Source organism: Methylobacterium segetis, from assembly GCF_004348265.1.
Taxonomy (GTDB): domain Bacteria; phylum Pseudomonadota; class Alphaproteobacteria; order Rhizobiales; family Beijerinckiaceae; genus Methylobacterium; species Methylobacterium segetis.
On sequence record NZ_SMNT01000050.1, the window covers coordinates 19,885 to 40,528 of the forward strand.

The 20,644-nt window shown below is 71.4% G+C and carries 24 protein-coding genes; 16 read left to right on the top strand and 8 right to left on the bottom strand.

The annotated features are described in order from the left end of the window. Window positions 1-4: 4 nt before the first annotated feature. Together E1J50_RS14225 and E1J50_RS14230 are read left to right on the top strand one after the other, a co-directional pair. The gene (locus tag E1J50_RS14225; RefSeq protein WP_132254496.1) at window positions 5-739 is read left to right on the top strand and encodes a DUF599 domain-containing protein; all 735 of its coding nucleotides are present in this window, start codon (window positions 5-7) and stop codon (window positions 737-739) included. Beyond that, a complete protein-coding gene (locus E1J50_RS14230; RefSeq protein ID WP_132254497.1) occupies window positions 736-1,080 on the top strand; it encodes a DUF3253 domain-containing protein in 345 nt (114 codons plus the stop codon). The genes E1J50_RS14225 and E1J50_RS14230 overlap by 4 nt, the downstream gene beginning before the upstream one ends. Here E1J50_RS14230 and E1J50_RS14235 read toward each other — a convergent pair. From E1J50_RS14235 to epmA, 6 genes are all read right to left on the bottom strand, one after another. Next, complete coding sequence (locus E1J50_RS14235) at window positions 1,005-1,844, bottom strand: YdcF family protein (protein ID WP_132254498.1); 840 nt, start codon at window positions 1,842-1,844, stop codon at window positions 1,005-1,007. The genes E1J50_RS14230 and E1J50_RS14235 overlap by 76 nt on opposite strands. 48 nt (window positions 1,845-1,892) lie before the next feature. Further along, window positions 1,893-2,555: an RraA family protein gene (locus tag E1J50_RS14240; protein WP_132254499.1), complete on the bottom strand. Its 663-nt coding sequence runs from the start codon at window positions 2,553-2,555 to the stop codon at window positions 1,893-1,895. Between the two features lie 90 nt (window positions 2,556-2,645). Further along, on the bottom strand, window positions 2,646-3,266 hold the full coding sequence (locus E1J50_RS14245; RefSeq protein ID WP_132254500.1) for a glutathione S-transferase family protein: 621 nt from the start codon (window positions 3,264-3,266) through the stop codon (window positions 2,646-2,648). Window positions 3,267-3,399: 133 nt separating this feature from the next. After that, window positions 3,400-4,140 (bottom strand): aquaporin Z, encoded by a 741-nt coding sequence (gene aqpZ / locus E1J50_RS14250; protein WP_132254501.1) that lies wholly within the window; start codon window positions 4,138-4,140, stop codon window positions 3,400-3,402. A 259-nt stretch (window positions 4,141-4,399) separates the two neighbouring features. Continuing rightward, window positions 4,400-5,449 carry a lysine-2,3-aminomutase-like protein gene (locus E1J50_RS14255; protein WP_132254502.1) on the bottom strand — a complete coding sequence of 350 codons (1,050 nt, stop codon included), beginning with the start codon at window positions 5,447-5,449 and terminating at the stop codon, window positions 4,400-4,402. Continuing rightward, window positions 5,446-6,501: an EF-P lysine aminoacylase EpmA gene (gene epmA, locus E1J50_RS14260; RefSeq protein WP_132254503.1), complete on the bottom strand. Its 1,056-nt coding sequence runs from the start codon at window positions 6,499-6,501 to the stop codon at window positions 5,446-5,448. Before epmA ends, E1J50_RS14255 begins: the two co-directional genes overlap by 4 nt. A gap of 188 nt (window positions 6,502-6,689) precedes the next feature. Between epmA and efp the strand changes: the two genes are divergently transcribed. Further along, entirely contained in the window at window positions 6,690-7,256 is a 567-nt protein-coding gene (gene efp / locus E1J50_RS14265; RefSeq protein WP_132254504.1) for an elongation factor P, read from the top strand. A gap of 62 nt (window positions 7,257-7,318) precedes the next feature. On the opposite strand, the gene E1J50_RS14270 is transcribed toward efp, so the two are convergent. After that, entirely contained in the window at window positions 7,319-8,329 is a 1,011-nt protein-coding gene (locus tag E1J50_RS14270) for a heparan-alpha-glucosaminide N-acetyltransferase (RefSeq protein WP_132254505.1), read from the bottom strand. Window positions 8,330-8,710: 381 nt separating this feature from the next. On the opposite strand from E1J50_RS14270, the gene E1J50_RS14275 reads away from it, so the two are divergent. From E1J50_RS14275 to E1J50_RS14310, 8 genes are all read left to right on the top strand, one after another. Then, window positions 8,711-9,316: a cold-shock protein gene (locus E1J50_RS14275; protein ID WP_132254506.1), complete on the top strand. Its 606-nt coding sequence runs from the start codon at window positions 8,711-8,713 to the stop codon at window positions 9,314-9,316. A 5-nt stretch (window positions 9,317-9,321) separates the two neighbouring features. Next, a complete protein-coding gene (locus tag E1J50_RS14280) occupies window positions 9,322-9,822 on the top strand; it encodes a DUF192 domain-containing protein (protein WP_132254507.1) in 501 nt (166 codons plus the stop codon). Window positions 9,823-9,961: 139 nt separating this feature from the next. Further along, window positions 9,962-10,393, top strand: a complete 432-nt coding sequence (locus tag E1J50_RS14285) for a hypothetical protein (protein ID WP_132254508.1) — start codon at window positions 9,962-9,964, stop codon at window positions 10,391-10,393. Window positions 10,394-10,705: 312 nt separating this feature from the next. Then, complete coding sequence (locus tag E1J50_RS14290) at window positions 10,706-11,155, top strand: response regulator (RefSeq protein ID WP_132254509.1); 450 nt, start codon at window positions 10,706-10,708, stop codon at window positions 11,153-11,155. Window positions 11,156-11,215: 60 nt separating this feature from the next. Next, entirely contained in the window at window positions 11,216-11,422 is a 207-nt protein-coding gene (locus tag E1J50_RS14295) for a hypothetical protein (protein WP_132254510.1), read from the top strand. A 113-nt stretch (window positions 11,423-11,535) separates the two neighbouring features. Next, window positions 11,536-12,717 carry an alpha/beta hydrolase fold domain-containing protein gene (locus tag E1J50_RS14300; RefSeq protein WP_132254511.1) on the top strand — a complete coding sequence of 394 codons (1,182 nt, stop codon included), beginning with the start codon at window positions 11,536-11,538 and terminating at the stop codon, window positions 12,715-12,717. Window positions 12,718-12,760: 43 nt separating this feature from the next. Continuing rightward, a complete protein-coding gene (locus tag E1J50_RS14305) occupies window positions 12,761-13,372 on the top strand; it encodes a glutathione S-transferase (protein ID WP_132254512.1) in 612 nt (203 codons plus the stop codon). 90 nt (window positions 13,373-13,462) lie between these two features. Then, a complete protein-coding gene (locus E1J50_RS14310) occupies window positions 13,463-13,675 on the top strand; it encodes a hypothetical protein (RefSeq protein WP_132254513.1) in 213 nt (70 codons plus the stop codon). A gap of 68 nt (window positions 13,676-13,743) precedes the next feature. Here the strand turns inward: E1J50_RS14310 and E1J50_RS14315 are convergent, their stop codons facing one another. Beyond that, window positions 13,744-14,925: an amidinotransferase gene (locus tag E1J50_RS14315; RefSeq protein ID WP_132254514.1), complete on the bottom strand. Its 1,182-nt coding sequence runs from the start codon at window positions 14,923-14,925 to the stop codon at window positions 13,744-13,746. Window positions 14,926-15,135: 210 nt separating this feature from the next. Between E1J50_RS14315 and E1J50_RS14320 the strand changes: the two genes are divergently transcribed. From E1J50_RS14320 to hpnK, 5 genes are all read left to right on the top strand, one after another. Beyond that, the gene (locus E1J50_RS14320) at window positions 15,136-16,248 is read left to right on the top strand and encodes a flippase-like domain-containing protein (RefSeq protein WP_132254515.1); all 1,113 of its coding nucleotides are present in this window, start codon (window positions 15,136-15,138) and stop codon (window positions 16,246-16,248) included. Then, window positions 16,239-16,856 (top strand): MlaC/ttg2D family ABC transporter substrate-binding protein, encoded by a 618-nt coding sequence (locus E1J50_RS14325; protein ID WP_132254516.1) that lies wholly within the window; start codon window positions 16,239-16,241, stop codon window positions 16,854-16,856. The genes E1J50_RS14320 and E1J50_RS14325 overlap by 10 nt, the downstream gene beginning before the upstream one ends. Before the next feature lie 85 nt (window positions 16,857-16,941). Further along, on the top strand, window positions 16,942-18,126 hold the full coding sequence (hpnI, locus tag E1J50_RS14330) for a bacteriohopanetetrol glucosamine biosynthesis glycosyltransferase HpnI (protein ID WP_132254517.1): 1,185 nt from the start codon (window positions 16,942-16,944) through the stop codon (window positions 18,124-18,126). Window positions 18,127-18,176: 50 nt separating this feature from the next. After that, window positions 18,177-19,610 (top strand): hopanoid biosynthesis associated radical SAM protein HpnJ, encoded by a 1,434-nt coding sequence (gene hpnJ / locus E1J50_RS14335; protein WP_132254518.1) that lies wholly within the window; start codon window positions 18,177-18,179, stop codon window positions 19,608-19,610. A gap of 80 nt (window positions 19,611-19,690) precedes the next feature. Beyond that, on the top strand, window positions 19,691-20,533 hold the full coding sequence (hpnK, locus tag E1J50_RS14340; RefSeq protein WP_132254519.1) for a hopanoid biosynthesis-associated protein HpnK: 843 nt from the start codon (window positions 19,691-19,693) through the stop codon (window positions 20,531-20,533). Window positions 20,534-20,644: the final 111 nt, after the last annotated feature.

The following is a 20,644-nucleotide window of genomic DNA, read 5'->3' on the forward strand; positions in this document are numbered from 1 at the left end:
CCCTATGACCAACCTTCCCACCGACGCCACCTTCTCGCATCTCGACCTCGCGGCCCTGATCGTCTTCGTCGTCGCCTGGGTCGGCTACGGACTCTCGGTCGGGCGGATGCGGGGGCGGCTCGTGAGCCTCAGCCAGATCATGAACGCGCAGCGCGAGGCCTGGGCGCGGCAGATGATCGTGCGTGAGAACCGCGTGGTGGACACCACCATCAACGCCTCGCTGCAGAACGGAACCGCCTTCTTCGCCTCGACCTCGCTGATCGCGCTCGGCGGCGTGCTCACGCTCTCGCGCTCCGGCGACGAGGTCCTGACGCTGTTCGGGACGCTGCCCTTCGGCACGGTCACGACGCGCACCACCTGGGAGATCAAGGTGGCGGGGCTCGCGGTCGTGTTCGTCTACGCCTTCTTCAAGTTCGCCTGGGCCTACAGGCTGTTCAATTACGGGGCGATCCTGATCGGCGCGGTACCGCCCAAGGGCAGCGGCGCCTCGCAGGCCGAGATGCTGCGCGCGGCGCGCCGGGCGGCCACGATGAACATCGCGGCCGGCAGCCACTTCGCGCGGGGCCAGCGGGCCTTCTTCTTCGCCCTCGCCTATCTCGGCTGGTTCGTGAGCCCCATCATCCTCATGCTGACGACGACCGCGGTCGTCCTCGTGATGTGGCGCCGCCAATTCGCCTCCGAGATCCGGTCGGCACTCCTCTCGGAGGACCCGTTGACGGTCCGGGAACCCAGCCCATGACGAATCCGCAGGACACGGCCCGCCCGCCGCGTGCGAGCGAGGAGGTCATCGCCGAGACCCTGCTGCGGCTCGTCGCCGAGCGGGGGGCCGGCAAGACGATCTGCCCCTCCGAGGTGGCGCGGGCGCTCGGCGGCCCGCACCCGGACGGCTGGAGCCCCCTGATGCAGCCCGTGCGGCGCGTCGCGGTGCGGCTGATGAAGGCGGGGCAGGTCGCGATCCTGCGCAAGGGGCGGCCGGTGCCCGACCCCGACGATTTCCGCGGCATCTACCGGCTGGCGGCCGGGCCGGGCGCGTCCGGCCGGGACGCGGAGGAGGGTGCGGGGAACGCCTCCGGCGTGTAGCCGGCGAGCCTGTAGGCGAGAAGGCCGATCCACTCCTTCGCCGCGAGGTCGAGGTGGAGAAGCCCGTCCGAGGCGAAGCTGTTGAAGCGGACGGCGTCCGCGAAGCCGCGCGTCCGGTAGTCGACCGGGAAGGCGACGATTTCGAAGCCGGCCTGCCGGAAGCACCCGACCGAGCGCGGCATGTGCCAGGCGGAGGTGACGAGGAGCCAGCGCTCGCCCGGCTTCGGCTTGACGAGATCGGCCGTGAAGAGCGCGTTCTCGCGGGTGTTGCGGGAGCGGTGCTCCAGGATCAGCCGCGAGCGCGGCGCGCCGATCACGTCCGCCAGGCGGCCGACGACCTCCGCCTCGGACAGGCCCTGGTTGAGGCTGCCGCTGCCGCCCGAGAAGACGAGGCGCGCGCTCGGGAAGCGGCGGGCGAGGTCGGCGAGGTAGATCGGCCGCTCGCCGGCATCGTTCACGACGATCTGGCGCCGCGCCTCGGACAGGCCGGAATCGACGCCGCCCCCGAGCACGATGATGCCGGTGGGCGGCGCGGCGTCCTCGGGCAGGGCCGGGAAGCGCTCCTCGAGGGGCGCGAGCGCCAGGAAGGGCAGGGGCGAGAGCCCGGCCACGAGGAGGCCGCCGAGCCCGAAACCCGCCAGGCTCAAACCCAACCTGCGCCGACGCGTGGCGGCAAGGAGCACGATCCCGGCGAGCCCGGCGAGGATCAGGAAGTTCGAGGGCGTCAGGACGAAGAAGATCACCTTCGAGAGCGGGAAGAACATCGTCCGGACGGGCCTCGGGCGGGAGTGGCGGGTCGAGTCGTCGGGCCCTCAGCGGGTTTCCGTCTCGGCCTTGAAGCGGGCGAGCGCGGCCTCGTCCGGCGGCAGCAGCCCCGCGAGGCTGCCCCCGTTCTCGACGGCGCGCTGGATCCACAGGTCGAGGCGCTGCTGCTCGACGGCCTCGAAGGCGACGGCCTCGGCAATGGAATCCGGGATCGCCACCACGCCGTGCCCGTCGCCGACCACGATGTCGCCCGGATGGAAGGCGGCTCCGGCGCAGGCGATCGGCTCGTTGGCGCCGGCGAGAACCAGCCCGGTCGCGGCGAGCGCGGGCGCCTCTCCGGCATCCCAGATCGGCAGGGCGCCCGGGGCCGTGAGCGCGCCGAAGATCGCGAGGCCGGCCGCGCCGCGCCGCTGGAGCCGCTCGGCCAGGATCGCGCCGAAGGGAAGCGCGTTGCCAGGACCGCCCGCGTCGATCACGACGAAGGCGCCTTCCGGCACCGCCTCGACGGCATCGGCCAGGGAGGGGCCGGGCGCGTCGCGGGCCGGGATCAGCCGCAGGGTGACGGCCTTGCCGATTGCGTGGGCCCCGCCCGTGCGACGGCGCAGGCCGCGCGGCAGGCAGGCGGCCAGGCCGCGGCGCGCCAGCACCCGCGCGAGGCTCGCCGTCGTGACGGCCGAGAGGGCGTCCCGCAGGGTCGTGTCGATCGGCATGCCAGGAATCTCCCCAGGAATCTCCGCCTCGGCCCGCTCGGCCTCCGCCCAAGGTGGGTCGCGGGCGGGCCCCGGCAAGCCGCCCCGGCCTCAGCTGATCGGCTCGGCGATCACCTGCGCGGCGCCGGGACGGGCAGCGATCTCCGCGTACCACCGGGACAGGGCCGGCCGCTCGGCGATCGCGAGGGGCAGGTGCAGCCAGCGATGCGCGGCGCAGCCCACGGCGATGTCGGCGATGCTGAAACGGTCGCCTGCGACGAAGGGCTGGTTGGCGAGGTGCCGGTCGAGGGTCTCGGCGTGGCGCTCCGTGCGGGCGAGGGAGGCCGCGACCGCCTCGTGGTCGCGCTGGCCGTCCGCGACCCGGTAGGTCTGCCAGAAGGCGTCGCGCATGGCGGGGGTGAAGCTCGTCGCCTGCCAGTCGAGCCACTGCGCGATCCGGGCCCGGGCGCGGGCATCCTGGGGGAGGGCGAGGGGGCCGCCATGGGCCTCGGCGAGGTAGCGCAGGATCGCGTTCGATTCCCAGAGGACGAAGCCGTCCTCCTGCAGGGTCGGCACGAGGCCGTTCGGGTTCAGGGCCCGGTAGGCGGCGGCGTCGACGATTCCGTGGGCGCCGCCGGCCTCGATCCGCTCGTAGGGGAGCCCGAGCTCGTCGAGGCCCCAGAGCACCTTCTGCACGTTGACCGAATTCGCCCGGCCCCAGAGCCTGCGCATGCCGAACCTCTCCCGTCAGCGCCGCGCCGCGAGGGGCCGGCGCCGGGGGAGATCGACCGGATCCGGCGCGGGCGCAAGCCCCGGCCGGGGCCCGCGCAGCGCCGGCCGGGGCCCGCGCAGCGACGGCGAAGCCTTACGCCACCGCCCGCTTCTCGACCACGACCGTGTCGACGATGTCGGCCGGCTCGTAGAGCCAGCGCGCCACGATGCCGGCGAGGATCGCGCCCGCGATCGGCGCGAGCCAGAACAGCCAGAGCTGCATCACGTAGGGCTCGCCCGCGAAGAGGGCCGGGCCGGTGCTGCGCGCCGGGTTGACCGAGGTGTTCGTCACCGGGATCGAGATCAGGTGGATCAGCACCAGGGTGAGGCCGATCGGGATGCCGGCGAAGCCCACCGCCGCCCCCTTCGAGGTGGTGCCGATGATGATGAACAGGAAGAAGAACGTCGCGAGCATCTCCGTCGCGACGCAGGCCACCAGCCCGTACTTGCCGGGGCTGAGATCGCCGTAGCCGTTCGAGGCGAAGCCCTCCGGCATCCACCCCGGCTTGCCGGAGGCGATGGCGTAGAGCACGGCCGCCGCGACGATGGCGCCGACGACCTGCGCCACGATGTAGGGGATGACGTGGTGGTTGGCGCAGCGCCCGGCCGACCACAGGCCGAGGGTCACGGCAGGGTTGAAATGGCCGCCGGAGATGTGGCCGACCGCGTAGGCCATGGTCAGCACCGTGAAGCCGAAGGCGAAGGCCACCCCCAGGAAGCCGATGCCGAGGCCGGGAAAGGCGGCGGACAGGACGGCGGCGCCGCAGCCGCCGAAGGTGAGCCAGAAGGTGCCGAAGAATTCCGCCGTGGACCGGCGCATCAGGTCGTCGCGCATGACCGGACTCCGTGGATCGCGCAGGCGAGGAACGGCCGGAGCAGGGTGGACGGAGGTGTCTCTCGCGGTACTCACACCGGACAACGGGCCCGCGGCGAGATGATCGGCGGCCAGATACCTGAATCCTGCGATGCAGGACGCAGCTTTACGCGCCCCTCCGAAGAGGAGCCATAGCAAAGACAAATCTTGAACGATTCGGTCTCGAAACGTACCGGGCGCTCTACTGGCGCCGCTCTTGATCAGGCATCGGACGAGACCTTCACTCCGCCTCGCGGGGCGGGTAGGCGTGCTCCTCGCCCGACGGATCGGTGACGCGGTAGCCCGCGTCGCTCTCGCGCAGATAGGCGCTCCCGGCCGGGACCTTGCCGTGGCCGCCGGGGATGTCGAGGACGTAGAGGGGCTGGGCGAGCCCGGAGAGCCGCCCCCGCAGGGCGCGCGCCAGGGCCTGACCCTCGGCGAGCCCCGTGCGCAGGTGCGCGGTGCCCGGGGCGAGGTCGCCGTGATGCAGGTAATAGGGCTTGATGCGGTTCTCGACGAAGGTGCGCATCAGCCGCTCCAGCGTCGCCGCCTCGTCGTTGACGCCCCGCAGCAGCACCGTCTGGCTCACCATCGGGATGCCCGCATCGACGAGGCGCGCGATCGCGGCGCGGCCGGCCGGGGTGAACTCGCGGGCATGGTTGGCGTGGAGCGCCACGAAGACCGCGCCCCCGAAGCGCTTCAGGGCCGCGAGGAGGGCCGCGCTCACGAGGTCCGGGCTCACGAGGGGCACGCGCGTGTGGATCCGCAGCACCCGCACATGCGGGATCGCGGCGAGCGCCTCCGCGATGGCGCCGAGCCGCCGCGGCGAGAGGGCGAAGGGGTCGCCCCCCGTCAGCACCACCTCCCAGATCCCCGGCTGCGCGGCGATGTAGGCGTAGGCGGCGGCGAGCTCCGCCTCGCTCAGGGTGCCGAGCCCGTCCGGCCCCACCATCTCGCGGCGGAAGCAGAAGCGGCAATAGACGGGGCAGACGTGGAGCGGCTTCAGGAGGACGCGGTCGGGATAGCGGTGGACGAGGCCGGGCACCGGCGCGTGGGCGCCGTCGCCGATCGGGTCGGCCCGCTCCTCGGGCCGCGTCTCGGCCTCCTCGGCCCGCGGGACGAACTGGCGGCCCACCGGGTCGGCCGGATCGGCCGGATCGATCAGCTCGGCCATGTCGGGGGTGACCGCGACGGCGTAGCGGGCCGCGACCGCCTGGAGCGCCGGAAGGTCCCCGTCGCGGACGAGGCCGGCGGCCGCGAGATCGGCAAGGCTCCTCAGCGGGCGCGTCACGGGGCGGTCTCCGCGACGGGGGTCCAGATCACGTCCTCGATCCGCGGGGCGCCGCTCGCCAGCATCACGAGCCGGTCGAAGCCGAGCGCGATGCCGCTCGCCTCCGGCATGGCGGCGAGGGCGGCGAGGAAATCCTCGTCGATCGGATAGGTCTCGCCGTAGACCCGGGCCTTCTCGGCCATCTCGGCCTCGAAGCGGCGGCGCTGCTCGGCCGGGTCGGTCAGCTCGCCGAAGGCGTTGGCGAGCTCGACCCCGCAGGCGTAGAGCTCGAAGCGCTCGGCCACCCGCGGGTCGCGCGGGCAGGGGCGGGCGAGCGCCGCCTCGCTCACCGGGTACTCGCACAGGATGGTCGGCCGGCCGAGCCCCAGATGGGGCTCGACCCGCGCCACGAGGACGCGGCTGAACAGGTCGGCCCAGGTGTCGTCCGGCGCGACCCGCAGGCCCGCGGCGGCGACGCCCGCCGCGAGACGATCCCGGTCCGTCGCGCCCGCGCCATCGATCGTCGCGAGGAGGTCGATCCCGGCATGCCGACTGAACGCCTCGGCGAGCGTCAGCCGCTCGAAATCCGCCTGCGGGTCGGCCTCCCGGCCGCGGAAGCGGAGGCGGCGCGCGCCCGCGGCCTCGGCGGCGAGCGCCAGGAGTTCGGCGCAATCGGCCATCAGCACCGTGTAGCGCTCGTTCGCCCGGTACCATTCGAGCATCGTGAATTCGGGATGGTGCAGCGCGCCCCGTTCCCGGTTGCGGAACACCCGCGCGAGGCTGAACAGGCGCGGCTCGCCCGCCGCCAGCAGCTTCTTGCAGGCGAATTCGGGCGAGGTGTGCAGGTAGAGGGGGCGGCGCGCCCCGTCCGGGCCGATCGCCTCCGTGGCGAAGGCGGAGAGATGCGCCTCGTTGCCCGGCGAGACCTGGAGGGCGGCGGCCTCCACCTCGACGAAGTCGAGCGCCGCGAAATGCGCCCGGATGCGGGCGGCGATGCGGTTGCGCAGCAGGAGAAGGGGGCGCCGGTCGGCATGGACCTGCGGCGACCACCAGGGTGATGAGGACGGGGTCACGGGCGGAACGCTCCGAGCGGCCCGCGGGCGTGGCCCTGCGGGCGCGACGGCATGGGACGGGCGGGGCCTTGCGGCCGCGGCGACTGGCAACCGGGCCGCGGATGCGATAGTGGCGGGAGCGAGTCGTCCCCGCGGTAACTCGCGATGGGGACGCCACCCCGTTTTGTCAACGTCAGGATCTGAACCCCGTGAAGGTGATCGCCTCAACGCTCCGCAAGGGGAACGTCGTCGAGAAGGACGGCAGGCTCTACGTGATCCTGTTCGCCGAGAACATCCATCCCGGCAAGGGCACCCCGGTGACGCAGCTCGACATGCGCCGCATCACCGACGGCGTGAAGGTCTCGGAGCGCTACCGCACCACCGAGCAGGTCGAGCGCGCCTTCGTCGAGGACCGCGAGCACACCTTCCTCTACAACGACGGCGAGGGGTTCCACTTCATGAACCCCGAGAATTACGAGCAGATCGCCGTGCCGGAGGATGTGGTCGGCGATGCCGCCCCCTACCTGCAGGAGGGCATGGCCGTGATGCTCTCGATCCACAACAACACGCCCCTCACCATCGAGCTGCCCCAGCGCGTGACGCTCGAGGTCGCTGAGACGGAGCCGGTGCTGAAGGGCCAGACCGCCTCGTCCTCCTACAAGCCCGCCGTCCTCTCGAACGGCGTGCGCACCACGGTGCCGCCGCACATCGCCGCCGGGACCCGCGTCGTCATCATGACGGCGGACGGCTCCTACGTGGAGCGCGCCAAGGACTGAGCCCCGCCGCAGGCGAGGCGCAATCGTCGAGGCCGGGCGGCAGCACCCGGCCTCGATGCGTTTCAGGGGGGCGGCGCCGCACCCTCGGCCTGGGCGTAGCAGGCCTCGGACAGGGCCTGCGCCCGCACAGTCTCGGCCGCCGTGAACGCGCGCCCGTCGCCCGACCACAGGTTCTCCCGGCGCAGCGCCTCCGCGGTGCAGCGGGCGGCCCGCCCGCAGGCGCCCGCCTCGCCCCCCGTGCGCACGCAGTTGCCCGTGTAATCCGCGTGGAAGCGGTCGAGCCCGGCGCGGGGATGGGGGCCGGTCAGGGTGACGAGGCCGGTCAGGAGGGCGAGCAGGACCGGCTGGTGGAGGAGATAGATCGCGAGGCTGTGCCGGCCCGCGAAGGCGAGGGCGCGTCCGATCCCGGCCGGCCGCCAGGATGCGAGGCGCGACCCCGCGAGGCGCGGCAGGAGCACGCGGCCGGCCGCCAATCCGGCGAGCACGGCCCCGAACCAGGGAAACAGCGGCACGTAATCGTTGGTGCGGGGCAGGGTGACGCCGAGGCCGAGGAAGCGCAGGGCGGGCGCGTCGAGGAGCGGGCTCGCCACGAGGTGAGGGGCCGCCGCGACGAGGAGGGCGGCGAGCCCGACGAGGAGGGGCGGAATGCGCAGGAAGGGCAGCGCCAGCACGCTCGACACCGCGATGCAGTGGAGCACGCCGAAGAAGATGAAGCTGTCGGGAAAGGCGAACGCGGTGGCGAGCGTGATGAGCAGCGCCGCGCCGCCGATCCGCAGGAGCCGGAGCAGGTAGGGCCGCGGGCGGATCCCGCCGCCGTTCATCAGCACGAGGCCGAGGCCGACCAGGACGAGGAAGCTGCCGGCGATGACATGGGCCGCCACCCGCCCCGGCGCGGTCAGCGCGTAATTGTCCGGCGTCAGGCGCAGGAAGCCGAGATCCCAGACCGTGTGGTAGGCGGCCATCGCGACGAGGGCCGCGCCGCGGGCGAGATCGACGACGGCGAAGCGCGCCGGAGGCACCGGGGAAACCTCCGCCGGCGGCAGGGGCGCAGGATCGAGCCGGGACGCGAGCATGCGCCGCTCATAACAACCCGGTCCCCCTCGATGGAAGGCCGGTTCGTCCGCCAAGCGGGTGCTTCCCGTTGCGGTTGCGCGATCTGCACAACGCTCGATTGCGGTCATCGCTGCGGCGGAACGCCTCTCGAAAACGTGAAGCCGGCGTGGCCGCCCGGGCACGCTCAAGCTTCGCCCGGCGCAATCTGCGAGTCGGATCACGGGTTTGCAGTCGCGCCGGGATTTCGCCGGCCGGAACGGACCTGTGGCACCGCTGCCGTCTCGCGGGAAATTGCGTAGGCGCGCGCCAGGACTGCCGGTCAAACAGGCTTCCGCCGAGTCGGGACTTTGTTAATCTCGTTTGTGAACCGCAAGTCGCGATTCGGTGTGGGTTGCTTAATCATGTCTGACGAATTCGGGTCGGGGCCCCGGGGCCTTCGTTCGGCAGATGGCTTGGGCAGCGCCGCGCAGATCGGCGATGCGGAGCAGCCCCTCGACCTCGTCGAGGTGGCCGGCCGCATCAAGTGGTTCGACGTCTCGAAGGGCTTCGGCTTCATCGTGCCGGACGACGGCAGCGCCGACATCCTGCTCCACGTCACCTGCCTGCGCCGCGACGGGCACCAGGCGGCCAGCGAAGGCGCCCGGATCGTGGTCGAGGCGGTCGAGCGCGCGCGGGGCTGGCAGGCCTTCCGCGTCGTCTCCCTCGACCAATCCACCGCGACGCATCCCTCCGAACTGGCGATGCCGCGCACCCACGTGACCGTGACGCCGACGAGCGGTCTCGAGACGGCGGTCGTGAAGTGGTTCAACCGCCTGCGCGGCTTCGGCTTCCTCAGCCGCGGCGACGGGACGCCGGACATCTTCGTTCACATGGAGACGCTGCGCCGCTACGGAATCGCCGAGTTGAAGCCGGGAGAGGCGGTGCTCGTGCGCTACGGCGACGGATCGAAGGGGGCCATGGCCGCCGAGGTCCGCCTGATCGACGGAGCCCTGCCATCCTCCCATTGATCCGGATGGTCCCGTTGCGTCGCGTCCTCCCCTCGATCCTCTGCGCCGGTCTCGCGCTCCTCCCCTGCATCGCCCTGCCGGCCGCGCCGGCCCGGGCCCAGGCCGCCCCAGCGGAGGCTGCCCGAACCGAGCCGCTGACCATCGTCACCCGAACCGGGGCGCACGCCTTCGATGTCGAGGTGATGCGCGACGACGCCTCCCGCGCCCGCGGGCTGATGTTCCGGCGCAGCATGGCGCCCAAGCACGGCATGCTGTTCGACTTCGAGCGCTCGCTGCCCGTGAACATGTGGATGAAGAACACCTACCTGCCGCTCGACATGGTCTTCATCCGCGCCGACGGCACGATCGTCCGGATCGAGGCCGAGACCGAACCGCTCTCGACCCGCGTGATCGCGTCCGGCGAGCCGGTCCTCTCGGTGCTGGAGCTGAACGCGGGCGTCGCCGCCAAGCTCGGGATCCGGGCCGGCGACCGGGTCGAGCATCCGCTGTTCCGGCCGGCGCGCTAGGAACGGGCGGCCCTCCGGCGGCACGTCACACTTTCACGAACGCATGGTGAACGGAACGCTTGACCACCGTCCCGTTTCGATCCAGTGTTCCTCTATTGTTCCAGTCCTCTCCGGGATGGGGCGGCGGGGAGGCACGGCGATGATCGAGAACGCTCGGAACGGCGGCACCACCGGCGGCGTCCTCTTCCGCAACGACGATTGGACGCTCTCGGACGAGGGGCTGGAGCACCGCACCGGCTACTTCATCGAGCGCGACGCCCTCGCTCAGCGCCGGGAGGAGAACCTCTGGGCCTGGCCCCTGCACATGGCCGAGAAGCGCTGGTGCACGCCGAGCCTGTTCCGAGAGGCGTTCCTGGTGGCGCTCGACCGCTTCGGCATCGGGCGGGATGCGCAGCTGGCGCCATCCTTCGCCGTCGGCATCGGCATCCGGGCCGGGCAGGGGGCGGTCGGCGAGGGCTTCGTCGCCCTGGCCGAGATCGTGCGCCCGCGCCGGCCTGCGGCCGACCGTGCGAGCGCCGGCGAGATGCGGCAGCCGCGCCGTAGCGCGCCGCGGGCCTCGGCGAGGGCCTGAGGGCGGGGCGCCCCGCCCGGCACCGCTCCACCCATCGCGTTCGGCCGCGGCCGAACGATTTCCCGGCGTCGTCGCGCCTCGCCTCCGGGTGGGGCGCGTGGCGTTTGCAGAGGTCCGTCCCGCGGTCCCGTCCGTCCCAATGATGCCCTGATCTTGGCTCGACCTGTGCCCTTCCGGACACGCCCAGCGCAATCGTTCTGTGCGAGGGTGCGGTGCAGGACTTGCTTTGTCTGAGGGCGGGTGAGTTACGGCGAAGGCGCGATGAAACAAAAGGACGGCCTCGCCGTTCAGCCCCCAGAGAGTGGCCCGGACATGAATGACGTGACGCCGTCGGGACGCAAGCCGGTGATCCTCGTCGTGGAGGACCAACCCGACGAGCGTTTCCTCGCGGCAACCCTGTTGGAAGAGACGGGGTTCACCGTGATCGAGGCCGAGACCGCCGACAAGGCGCTGTCCATCCTCAACGACCGGGCCGAAGAGGTGAGCGTCGTCTTCTCCGACGTGCGGACGCCGGGTCCGATCGGAGGGTTCGAGCTCGCCCGGATCATCGGCGTGACCTGGCCGCGGGTGCGCGTCCTGCTGACCTCGGGCGATGCCGGCGATCAGCCGAGCGACCTGCGGGTCTCCGCAACCTTCATCCCGAAGCCCTGGCGGGCCGAGGACATCCTCGCCTGGGTCGAGCAGGCGGCGGGACGGCCGGACGGCGGGCCCTCGGTGATCGGGCAGGGCAGCAAAATAATCACCCGCGGGATGGAAACTTGAGGTCCGCTTCCCGTTGACGGCAACCCGGATGGTGCGCCGCGAACGGCGCCGCGAGTTGTCATGAAACCCGTCGCCCTCAACCACGCTGCCAATTACCGCCGCCCCGGCGCCTCCCCGTCGATCGCGGACACGCTGCTCCTCGCGAAGATCGGCGAGGACATGCGCGATCTCTATCGCGACGTCTGCGCCGGCGCGCAGCCGGCCCGCCTCGCGCAACTCGCCCTGCTCCTCGACGAGAAGCGCGCACGGGAGCCCGCGCGCGCCTGAACGGCTCTGCGGAGGGGCGCGGCGGAGGGGCGCAGCCGGCATCGCCAGCCCGCGCAAATCTGCTATGGAGGCGCACCGGCTCAGCCCGCGCGTCCCCTTCGATCGAGCATCTCATGCCTCTGACAGCTTGGCACAGCCTGATGGCCGCGGGAGTGGCGGCGGGCCTGCTCGTGGGCGCTGCACAGGCTGCGGCCCCGCCGCCCCAGCCGGCGCAGGGCCCCGGAGGCGCCGGGGACCGGGCTGCGAACGTCGTGAAGCGGGGCGTCGGCCGGGCCGGCGCCGGCACCTTCGCCTTCTACGCCGCCGGCGCCGCGCCGGCGGAGGGCCGCTCCGTCGTGGTGTTCCTGCACGCCTGGGGGGCTCCCAACCCGCAGAGCTACGGCGGCTGGATCGACCACTTGGCCCGGCAGGGCCATCTCGTCCTGTTTCCGCGCTTCCAGGAGGTGAACCGCACCCGGCCGGCCGACGCCACCGGGAACGCCGAGAGCCTCCTCAAGGCGGCGCTCGCCGAGCTCGCGAACGATTCGGACGCGAAGCCCGACCCGAAGCGCGTCGCCGTCATCGGCCACCTCGCCGGGGCGCCGCTCGCCGCGAACCTCGCGGCCGACGCGAAGGAGCAGGATCTGCCCGCGCCGAAGCTCGTCTTCGCCGTGATGCCCGGCGGCATCGCGAGCAACCCGAAGGCGCGGGGCATCGCCCTGAAGGATCTGGCCGCGATCCCCGCCGGCACGATGGTCGTCACCGTGATCGGCGACAAGGATGCCCGCGCGGCGGACGCGGCGGCGCGGCGGATCCTGCGCGAGGCGAGCGCGGTGCCGCCGGAGCGCAAGCTCTTCGTGCGGGCCCTCTCCGACGATCACGGCTTCCCGGCGCTCACCGCCACGCTCGCCGCTCCGGCCGGCGTCGAGGCCGCCTACGATGGCGGCGCGATCAAGCTGCCGCCCGACCCGAAGGACGTGAAGCCGCCGCCCTTCAAGTGGTCGGCCGACATGGCGCTCTCCGGCGAGCAGCAGACGCTCGTCGCCCAGATCAACAACGCCCGCACCGACGCGCTCGATTACCTCGCCTTCTGGAAGACGTTCGACCTCGCGGCGGCGGCGGCCTTCGCGGGCAGCGACGCCTCCGGCCTCAAGAGCAACGCCCGTTTCAGCGACATGGAGCGCTGGACCGACGGCTGGCCCGTGAAGCGCCTCGCCGTCGAGACGCCGCGGGCCACGCCCGCCCCCGCCCCGACCCCGGCGGCGAGCGGCGCCGCGCCGGCCGCCCGGAACGCGGCGACGCCGGCCCGCCGCTGAGGCCGGGCCGGACGCTCCCGCCCTCCAGCCCCGAACGCCGCCCATGAAGCTCTTCCACTCCCACTTCTCGCCCTTCGTGCGGAAGGTCCTGATCTGCGCGCACGAACTCGGCCTCGCCGAGCGGATCGAGCTCGTTCCGAGTGCCGTGCACCCGGTCGAGCGCGACAGGACCGTGCTCGCCCATCACCCGCTCGCGCAGGCGCCGACGCTCCTCGACGATGCGGGCGAGGCGGTCGCCGACAGCCGGGTCATCTGCGAGTATCTCGACGCGCTCGCCGGCAACCGCCTGTTCCCGGCGCGCGGCCCCGAACGCTGGCGTGCCCTGAACGAGCAATCGGTCGCCGACGGGCTCCTCGATGCGGCCCTGCTCATCCGCTACGAGCTGACCGCGCGCGCGGAATCGGAGCGCTCCGCCGCCTGGATCGCGGGGCACCAGGCCAAGATCGCGAGCGCGCTCGACTGGTTCGAGGCGCGGGCGGAGAGCTTCGCGGAGCGTCTCGACATCGGCACGATCGCGACGGCCGCGGCGCTCGGCTATCTCGACCTGCGCTTCCCGGATCTCGCCTGGGCCGAGGGCCGTCCGGGGCTCGCCGCATGGTACGCCGCCTTCGCCGAGCGGCCCTCGATGCGCGAGACGCGCCCGCCCGCGGCCTGATCACGATCCAGAGGCTTCGACCTTCGGACAGATGTGCCCTGGCGCACCTCTTGCTACGCTTGGGGTCCCGATCGTTGGGACGCGCAAGCCATGCCCGATTTCGTCGCCGCGCTCACCGCCGCCACCGTCTTCTGCCTCGGCCTGATCGCCCTCAACGCGCTGACGCGCCTCGCCCTCCACTGGCAGATGGCACCCCACGACCTCGCCGAGAACGGCTTCCTGCAACTCGGTGGGGCGCTCCTCCTCGCCCGCGCCGCCTATCGCCGGGTGCCGCTGCCCGCGCGCAGCCGCCTCGGGCGCTGAAGGCCCCGACAACGGGAAAGGGCGCGCCGTCGCCGGCGCGCCCCTGACCCGTCGCGGCTTGGCCGCGATCAGAAGTAGGATTTCAGGGTCCCGCGGCGGCGCACGTCCAGCGTCGCGCAGTGGAAGGAGCCGCCGAACGGGCCGTAGGACAGGAACGGCGCCGGGATCGGGTCGAAGCCCCAATCCTTCAGGGCCTTGATCAGGGTCGGCTGGCTCGCGTCGACGACGATCTTCTTCTCGTCGATCGCCAGCACGTTGATCGAGGTCCAGGGCGAGCACATCGAGATCTTGCTCATGAAGCCCGCGACGGGGTCGGGGCGGGGAGCGATCAGCACGTCCCACTTCTTCAGCACGGCCGGCAGGCGCTCGACATCGACGTAGTCCGGGTTCACCAGCACCTTGCCGGGCGCGAGCGGCATGAAGGACGAATCGATGTGCATCGGCTGCGGGCAGCGGCTCTCGATCTCGTGAATGCGGAAGCCCGGCCCGAGATGGCGGCGCAGCCACTCGATGCCCATCAGGTTCGTGACGTTGGAGCGCGTGACGAAAAGGTCACGCCCGCAGCGCACGAAGTCGGCGGCGTCGAAGACCGGCTCGAACTCGTTGACCGTGAACTGCATCGGCTCGCCGGCCTTCAGGTTCGGCACCCGGTAATCGTAATTGTAGAGATCGTCCGTGAGCTGGGGCCGCGGAGCCGAGGTCCAGCGGGCGCCGGCCCGGAAATACTCCTTGAAGAGCGAGCGGTAGGCGTCGCCCTCGAAGTAGCGCGAGCGCCAGCACATCGGGCTCTCGATGATCTCGTCGCCGATGACGAGGTAGGGGTCGCGCGGGCAGGCCACGCAGAAGCCGCGCGAGGACCAGCGCGGGGCCTTGAACTTGCGGGAGAAGTCGACCGCGTCCGGGCGGCGCACCTTCACGCCCTCTCCGGCCAGGATGCCGATGAAGTTGTCGAGCTCGGCCTGAGCGAGCTTCTTCATGAATTTCGGGTACTTCCAGCCGCTCGCGAAGCGGTAGAAGGGCTGCGCGGCCCGCGGCAGGTTGAAGATGACCGTGAGGTGGTGGGTGGGGATCGTGGCGCCGTCGAGCGAGCCGACGATGACCTCCTCCAGCGGGTCCCACTCGTTCCAGGCCATCACCGGCGACTGGGGCGAGGGCGCGCCCGGGCCACCCTGGTGCTGCCCGGCGAAGGCGCCGGCATGAGCGTCCTCGCGCACGGCCTCGCCGGCCGTGATGTGTGATTCGCGATCCATTCGGTCAGTCCCCTTCGGCGTTCCGGCAGCTCTTCTGGGAGGGGCTTTTGCCCCTGTGCCGCTTTGGACCGCGGTGTGTCTCTGGGGTGATAGACAACGCTGACCAAAGCTGCAACTTGCCCAGATGCTCCTCGCTTCCGGCGATTTTTTTCCGTCGGAATCACGGCGGGATTTCAGCATTTCAGCCTTCGACGAACCCGAAAGAGGATCATGAAGCGCCTGACGACCTTGGCCCTCATCGCTGGACTCTGCACGGTCGTCGGACTGTTCCTGTCCTCGGGTCTGGAGGATGTGGCGGCCGCGGTGGTGAGCGCCGGCTGGGGTGCCCTGTTCGTCGTCGTCGCGCGCGGCGTTGCCGTCGCCTGGGCCGGCCTCGGCTGGTTCGCCATCTTCCCGAAGGCCGATCGGCCGGGTCTGGCCGCCTGCATCAACCTCCGCTTCGTGCGCGAGGGCATCAACACGCTGCTGCCCGTCGCCACCGTCGGCGGCGACTTCGTGGGCGCCCGGCTCCTGACGAAGCGCGGCCTGACCGGGGGGCTTGCCGGCGCCAGCATGTTCGTCGACCTGATGACCCAGGCGCTCACCCAGCTCCTGTTCACGGTGGCCGGCCTCGGGATCCTCATCTGGCTCGCCGGCGACGGGCCGGTGGTCCGCACCGTGGCGGCGGGCCTCGCCGTGGCGGCGCCCGCCGTGGGCGCCTTCTACCTGATCCAGCGCCGCTCCGGTCACCGGGTGATCCAGGCGCTCGTCAGCCGTTTCGCCTCGGGCCGCGAGTGGCGGGCGCTCGGCGCCATCGACGTGCTCTACGACAACCTGCGCCGCCTCTACGGCCGGCCGGCCCGCATCCTCGCCGGCATCACGATCCACCTCATCGGTTGGCTGATCGGCACCCTCGAGGTCTATGTCTGCCTGCACTTCATGGGCTACCCGGTGAGCTTCGCCGAGGCCGTGGTCATCGAGAGCCTCGCGCAGGCCGTCCGCGGCGCGGCCTTCGCGGTGCCCGGCGCCCTCGGCGCCCAGGAGGGCGGGCTCATCGCCCTCTGCGCCATCTTCGGCATCCCGGCCGAGGCGGCCCTGGCCCTCTCCCTCGTCAAGCGCCTCGCCGACCTTCTCGTCGGCGTGCCGGGCCTCGTCGCGTGGCACGTGATGGAGGGCGGCAAGACCGAGGAGAGCGAGGATCGGGCGGCGGAGCTCGGGCGTCGCCTCGGCCCCGTCCTGCAGCCGGCGACCCTGGGGCCGCTGTACAGCTACGCCCCGCCGCGCGGCGCCTACGGCCCCTCCCTGAGCGAGGCCGAGCGGGGAGACCTGAAGAAGTGCGCCTGATCCGCGAAGTCCTGGTCGCGCTCCTCTGCCTCGCCGCTATCGCCGCGCCGTCCCGGTCCGCGCAGGCGGCCGACGACGAGGCCGTGAAGACGGTGCAGGCCCTCTATGCCAGCTACGAGAGCGCGCTGAAGGACGGCTCGCGCGACGTGAAGGCCCGCGCCGAGGCGATCTCGGGCCCGATGCGCGAGAGCTTCGACTTTCCCGCCATGGCGCGCGTCGCCGTCGGCCCGAAATGGAAGAGCCTGCCGGCCGACCAGCAGGCCTCGCTGACGGAAGCGTTCGTCCAGCACTTCATCGCGACTTACGCGACCCGCCTGTCGCAGGCGGCCGGCGGCACGTTCGAGGTGACGCCGAAGAGCGAGGCGCGCGCGGGCAACCGGGTGGTGCGCACGCGCGTGTCGAATGCCGCCGGCGAGGATTCCGACGTCGACTTCGTCGTGAATGCGGGCAACCGCATCCAGGACGTGCTTCTGAACGGCAATGTCAGCGAGGTCGCCGCCCAGCGCACGAGCTTCGCCGATCCGCTGAAGGCCGGCGGCGCAGACGCCCTGCAGAAATTCCTGCGCGAGCGCACCGAGAAGATGCTCGCCGCCAAACCAGCGCCTTGAAAGAGGCCGACACCTCACGCCTCTGAGGTGGCGCCGGCCGGCGCGCCTCCAATCCCCCGATCCCTGCCGCCCGAGCGATGCCCCCATGGACCTGACCTGGCTCTCGCCGATCCTTCTCGTCCTCGCGCTCGCCGGTTGCGGCTACGGCCTCACCGCCGCCTTCCTCGCGGGCCGCTTCGCCGCGCGCCTCCCCGCCCGCCTCCCCGAGGGTGGGCCGCGCCCCTCCGTGACCGTGCTGAAGCCCCTCTGCGGGATGGAGCCGAACCTCTACGAGAACCTCGAGACCTTCTGCCGCCAGGCTTATTCCGGCCCGGTCCAGATCGTCTTCGGCGTCCAGAACGCGGCCGACCCGGCGATCGGCGTGGTGCGCCGCCTGCAAGGCACGCATCCGGGCCTGCGCCTCGACCTCGTGATCGACGCCCGCCAGCACGGCTCGAACCGCAAGGTCTCGAACCTCATCAACATGTCGGCGGCGATCGCCCACGACGTGATCGTGCTGGCCGACAGCGACATGGTCGTGCGGCCCGATTACCTGGAGCGCGTGGTGGCCGAATTGTCGGCGCCGGGCATCGGCGGCGTGACCTGCCTCTACCACGGCGTGCCCGCCCATCGCGGCATCCACGCCCACCTGTCGGGCCTCGCCATCGACGTGCAATTCCTGCCCAACGTGGTCATGGGCACCGCGCTCAAGCTCGCCAAGCCCTGCTTCGGCTCGACCATCGCCTTCCGCCGCACCTCGCTCGCCGCGATCGGCGGCTTCGAGGCGTTCCGCGACGATCTCGCCGACGATTACGCGATCGGCGAGGCCCTGCGCACCCATGTGGGCGAGGTGGCGATCCCGAACTTCACGATCGGGCATACCTGCGTCGACACCGAGATGTCCGGCCTCTGGCGGCACGAGCTGCGCTGGAACCGCACGATCCGCAACGTCGACCCGGCCGGCTATGCCGGCTCCGTCGTCACGCACGCCTTCCCGCTCGCCCTGATCGGCGCGCTGCTGCCGGGGGCCGGCCACAACGCCCTCGTCGTGGCGGCACTGGCCCTGGCCTGCCGCATCCTGCTCTGCGTCCGCCTGGAGCGCGCCTTCGGCCTGGAGCCGCACGCCTACTGGCTGTTGCCGATTCGCGACATGCTCTCCTTCGCGAACTTCTCCTGGAGCTTCGTCTCGGGTGCGGTGACATGGAAAGGTCACGATTATCGCGTCGTTGCGGACGGAACGCTAATTCCGGAGGCGAGCCTCAGCCGCGATGCTGAAGCGACCTCCGTCTGATCTTCGCTTCGTCTGATTTCGTCTCGCTTTGCACTGAGGCCTTGAACCCCATGCGCACGCTCTTCCTCCAGGCACCGACCTTCGACGGCTTCGACGGCGGCGCCGGCTCCCGCTACCAGGCCAAGCGCGAGATCAAGTCGTTCTGGTACCCGACCTGGCTCGCCCAGCCGGCGGCGCTCGTCGAGAACTCGAAGCTGATCGACGCCCCGCCGCACAAGACCAAGCTCGATGAGATCCGCGGCCAGGCCAAGGATTTCGACCTCGTGGTGCTCCACACCTCGGTGCCGTCCTTCAAGTCGGACGTGAAGACGATCGAGGCGCTGAAGGCCGAGAACCCGAACCTCAAGGCCGGCCTGATCGGCGCCAAGGTCGCCGTCGATGCCGCCGGCAGCCTCGCCCAGGCGCCCGCGGTCGATTTCGTGGCCCGCAACGAGTTCGACTTCACGATCAAGGACGTCGCCGACGGGATCGACATGTCCCAGATCAAGGGCCTGTCCTACCGGAACGGCTCGGGCGTCATCGTGCACAACGAAGACCGTCCGATCATGACGGACATGGACCAACTCCCCTTCGTCACGAGCGTCTACAAGCGCGACCTCGTGATGGAGAACTACTTCATCGGCTATCTGAAGCACCCCTACATCTCGTTCTATTCCGGCCGCGGCTGCAAGAGCCGCTGCACGTTCTGCCTGTGGCCGCAGACGGTGGGCGGCCACACCTATCGGACCCGCTCGGTCGGTCACGTGATCGAGGAGATCAAGTACTGCCTGAAGGCGTTCCCGCAGACGAAGGAGTTCTTCTTCGACGACGACACCTTCACCGACAACCTGCCCCGCGCCGAGGAAATCGCCCGCGAGCTCGGCAAGCTCGGCGTCACCTGGTCGTGCAACGCCAAGGCGAACGTTCCGCGCGAGACCCTGAAGGTGCTGCGCGACAACGGCCTGCGCCTCCTGCTCGTTGGCTACGAGTCCGGCAACCAGCAGATCCTGCACAACATCAAGAAGGGCATGCGCGTCGAGGTTGCCGAGAAGTTCACCAAGGATTGCCACGAACTCGGCATCGCCATCCACGGCACCTTCATCCTCGGCCTGCCGGGCGAGTCGAAGGAGACGATCCAGGAGACGATCAAGTTCGCCACCCGGATCAACCCGCACACGATCCAGGTCTCGCTGGCGGCTCCGTATCCCGGCACCTTCCTCTACAAGCAGGCGGTCGAGAACGGCTGGCTCGACGTGGAGAACGCCGAGCTCGTCGACGAGAACGGCGTGCAGGTCGCGCCGCTGCACTACCCGCACCTGTCGCATACCGAGATCTTCAACTCGGTCGAGGATTTCTACAAGAAGTTCTACTTCCGCGCCCCGAAGATCGCCTCGATCGTCGGCGAGATGGTCCGCTCGCCCGACATGATGAAGCGGCGCCTGCGCGAGGGTGTCGAGTTCTGGCACTTCCTCAAGGAGCGTCAGTCGAGCGCCAAGGCCGCCTGAGCGGCACGCGCACGGATCGATCGAGGAGCGGCCGGGCCTGAAGCCCGGCCGTTTCCGTTGCGGGGACGAGGGGAGTGGCCGTGAAGCGGCTGGTGGTCACGGCCGATGATTTCGGCCTGAGCGTCGAGGTCAACGAGGCCGTCGAGCAGGCCCACCGCGAGGGCATCCTCACGGCGGCGAGCCTGATGGTCTCCGCTCCGGGAGCCGCTGACGCGGTGGCGCGCGCGCGCCGCCTGCCCTCCCTGCGCGTGGGATTGCACCTCGTCCTCGTCGAGGCGTGGCCGACGCTTCCCCCGGGGGACCTGCCCGACCTCACCGGCCCCGACGGGCTGATGCGGCGCGACATGGAGCGTCTGGGCCTCGACCTCGCCGTGCGGGCGCCCGCCCGCCGCCAGCTCGGCGCCGAGATCCGCGCCCAGTTCGAGGCCTACCGGGCCACCGGGCTCCCGCTCGACCACGTCAACGCCCACAAGCATTTCCACGTCCATCCGCTGATCGCCGGGGCGGTGCTCGGGATCGGGCGCGATTACGGCATGCGGGCGCTTCGCGTCCCGCGGGAGCCTCGCGAGATCCTGCGCCAGGCCGAGCCCGGGTCTCGCCCGCGGCCCGCCCTCGACATCGCGCCCTGGGCGGCGCTCCTCTCCGTGCGCGCCAGGGCGGCGGGCCTTCTGATCCCGGACCGGACCCTCGGCCTCGCGTGGTCCGGCGCGATGACGCCTCGCCGCGTGGCGGGGCTGCTCGCCCACCTGCCGGACGGACTTACCGAGCTCTACACGCATCCCGCGACGGCGGCGGGCTTTCCCGGCGAGGCCCCGGGCTACGCCTACGCGGCGGAGCGGGACGCCCTGATCGCCCCCGAAGCGCGGGCCGCGCTCCAGCGGGTCGGGGCCGTCAGCGGCGGCTTCTCGGATTTCAGCCGCTGAACCCTGCCGGCGCCCGGCAGGTCTGAGGCGCGCGCGGCGGCACGAGCGCTGAGCTTCGCAAACGGTCCCGTCCGGATCGACGAGACCGGGGTGGGGCTCCCGTCCGGCGGC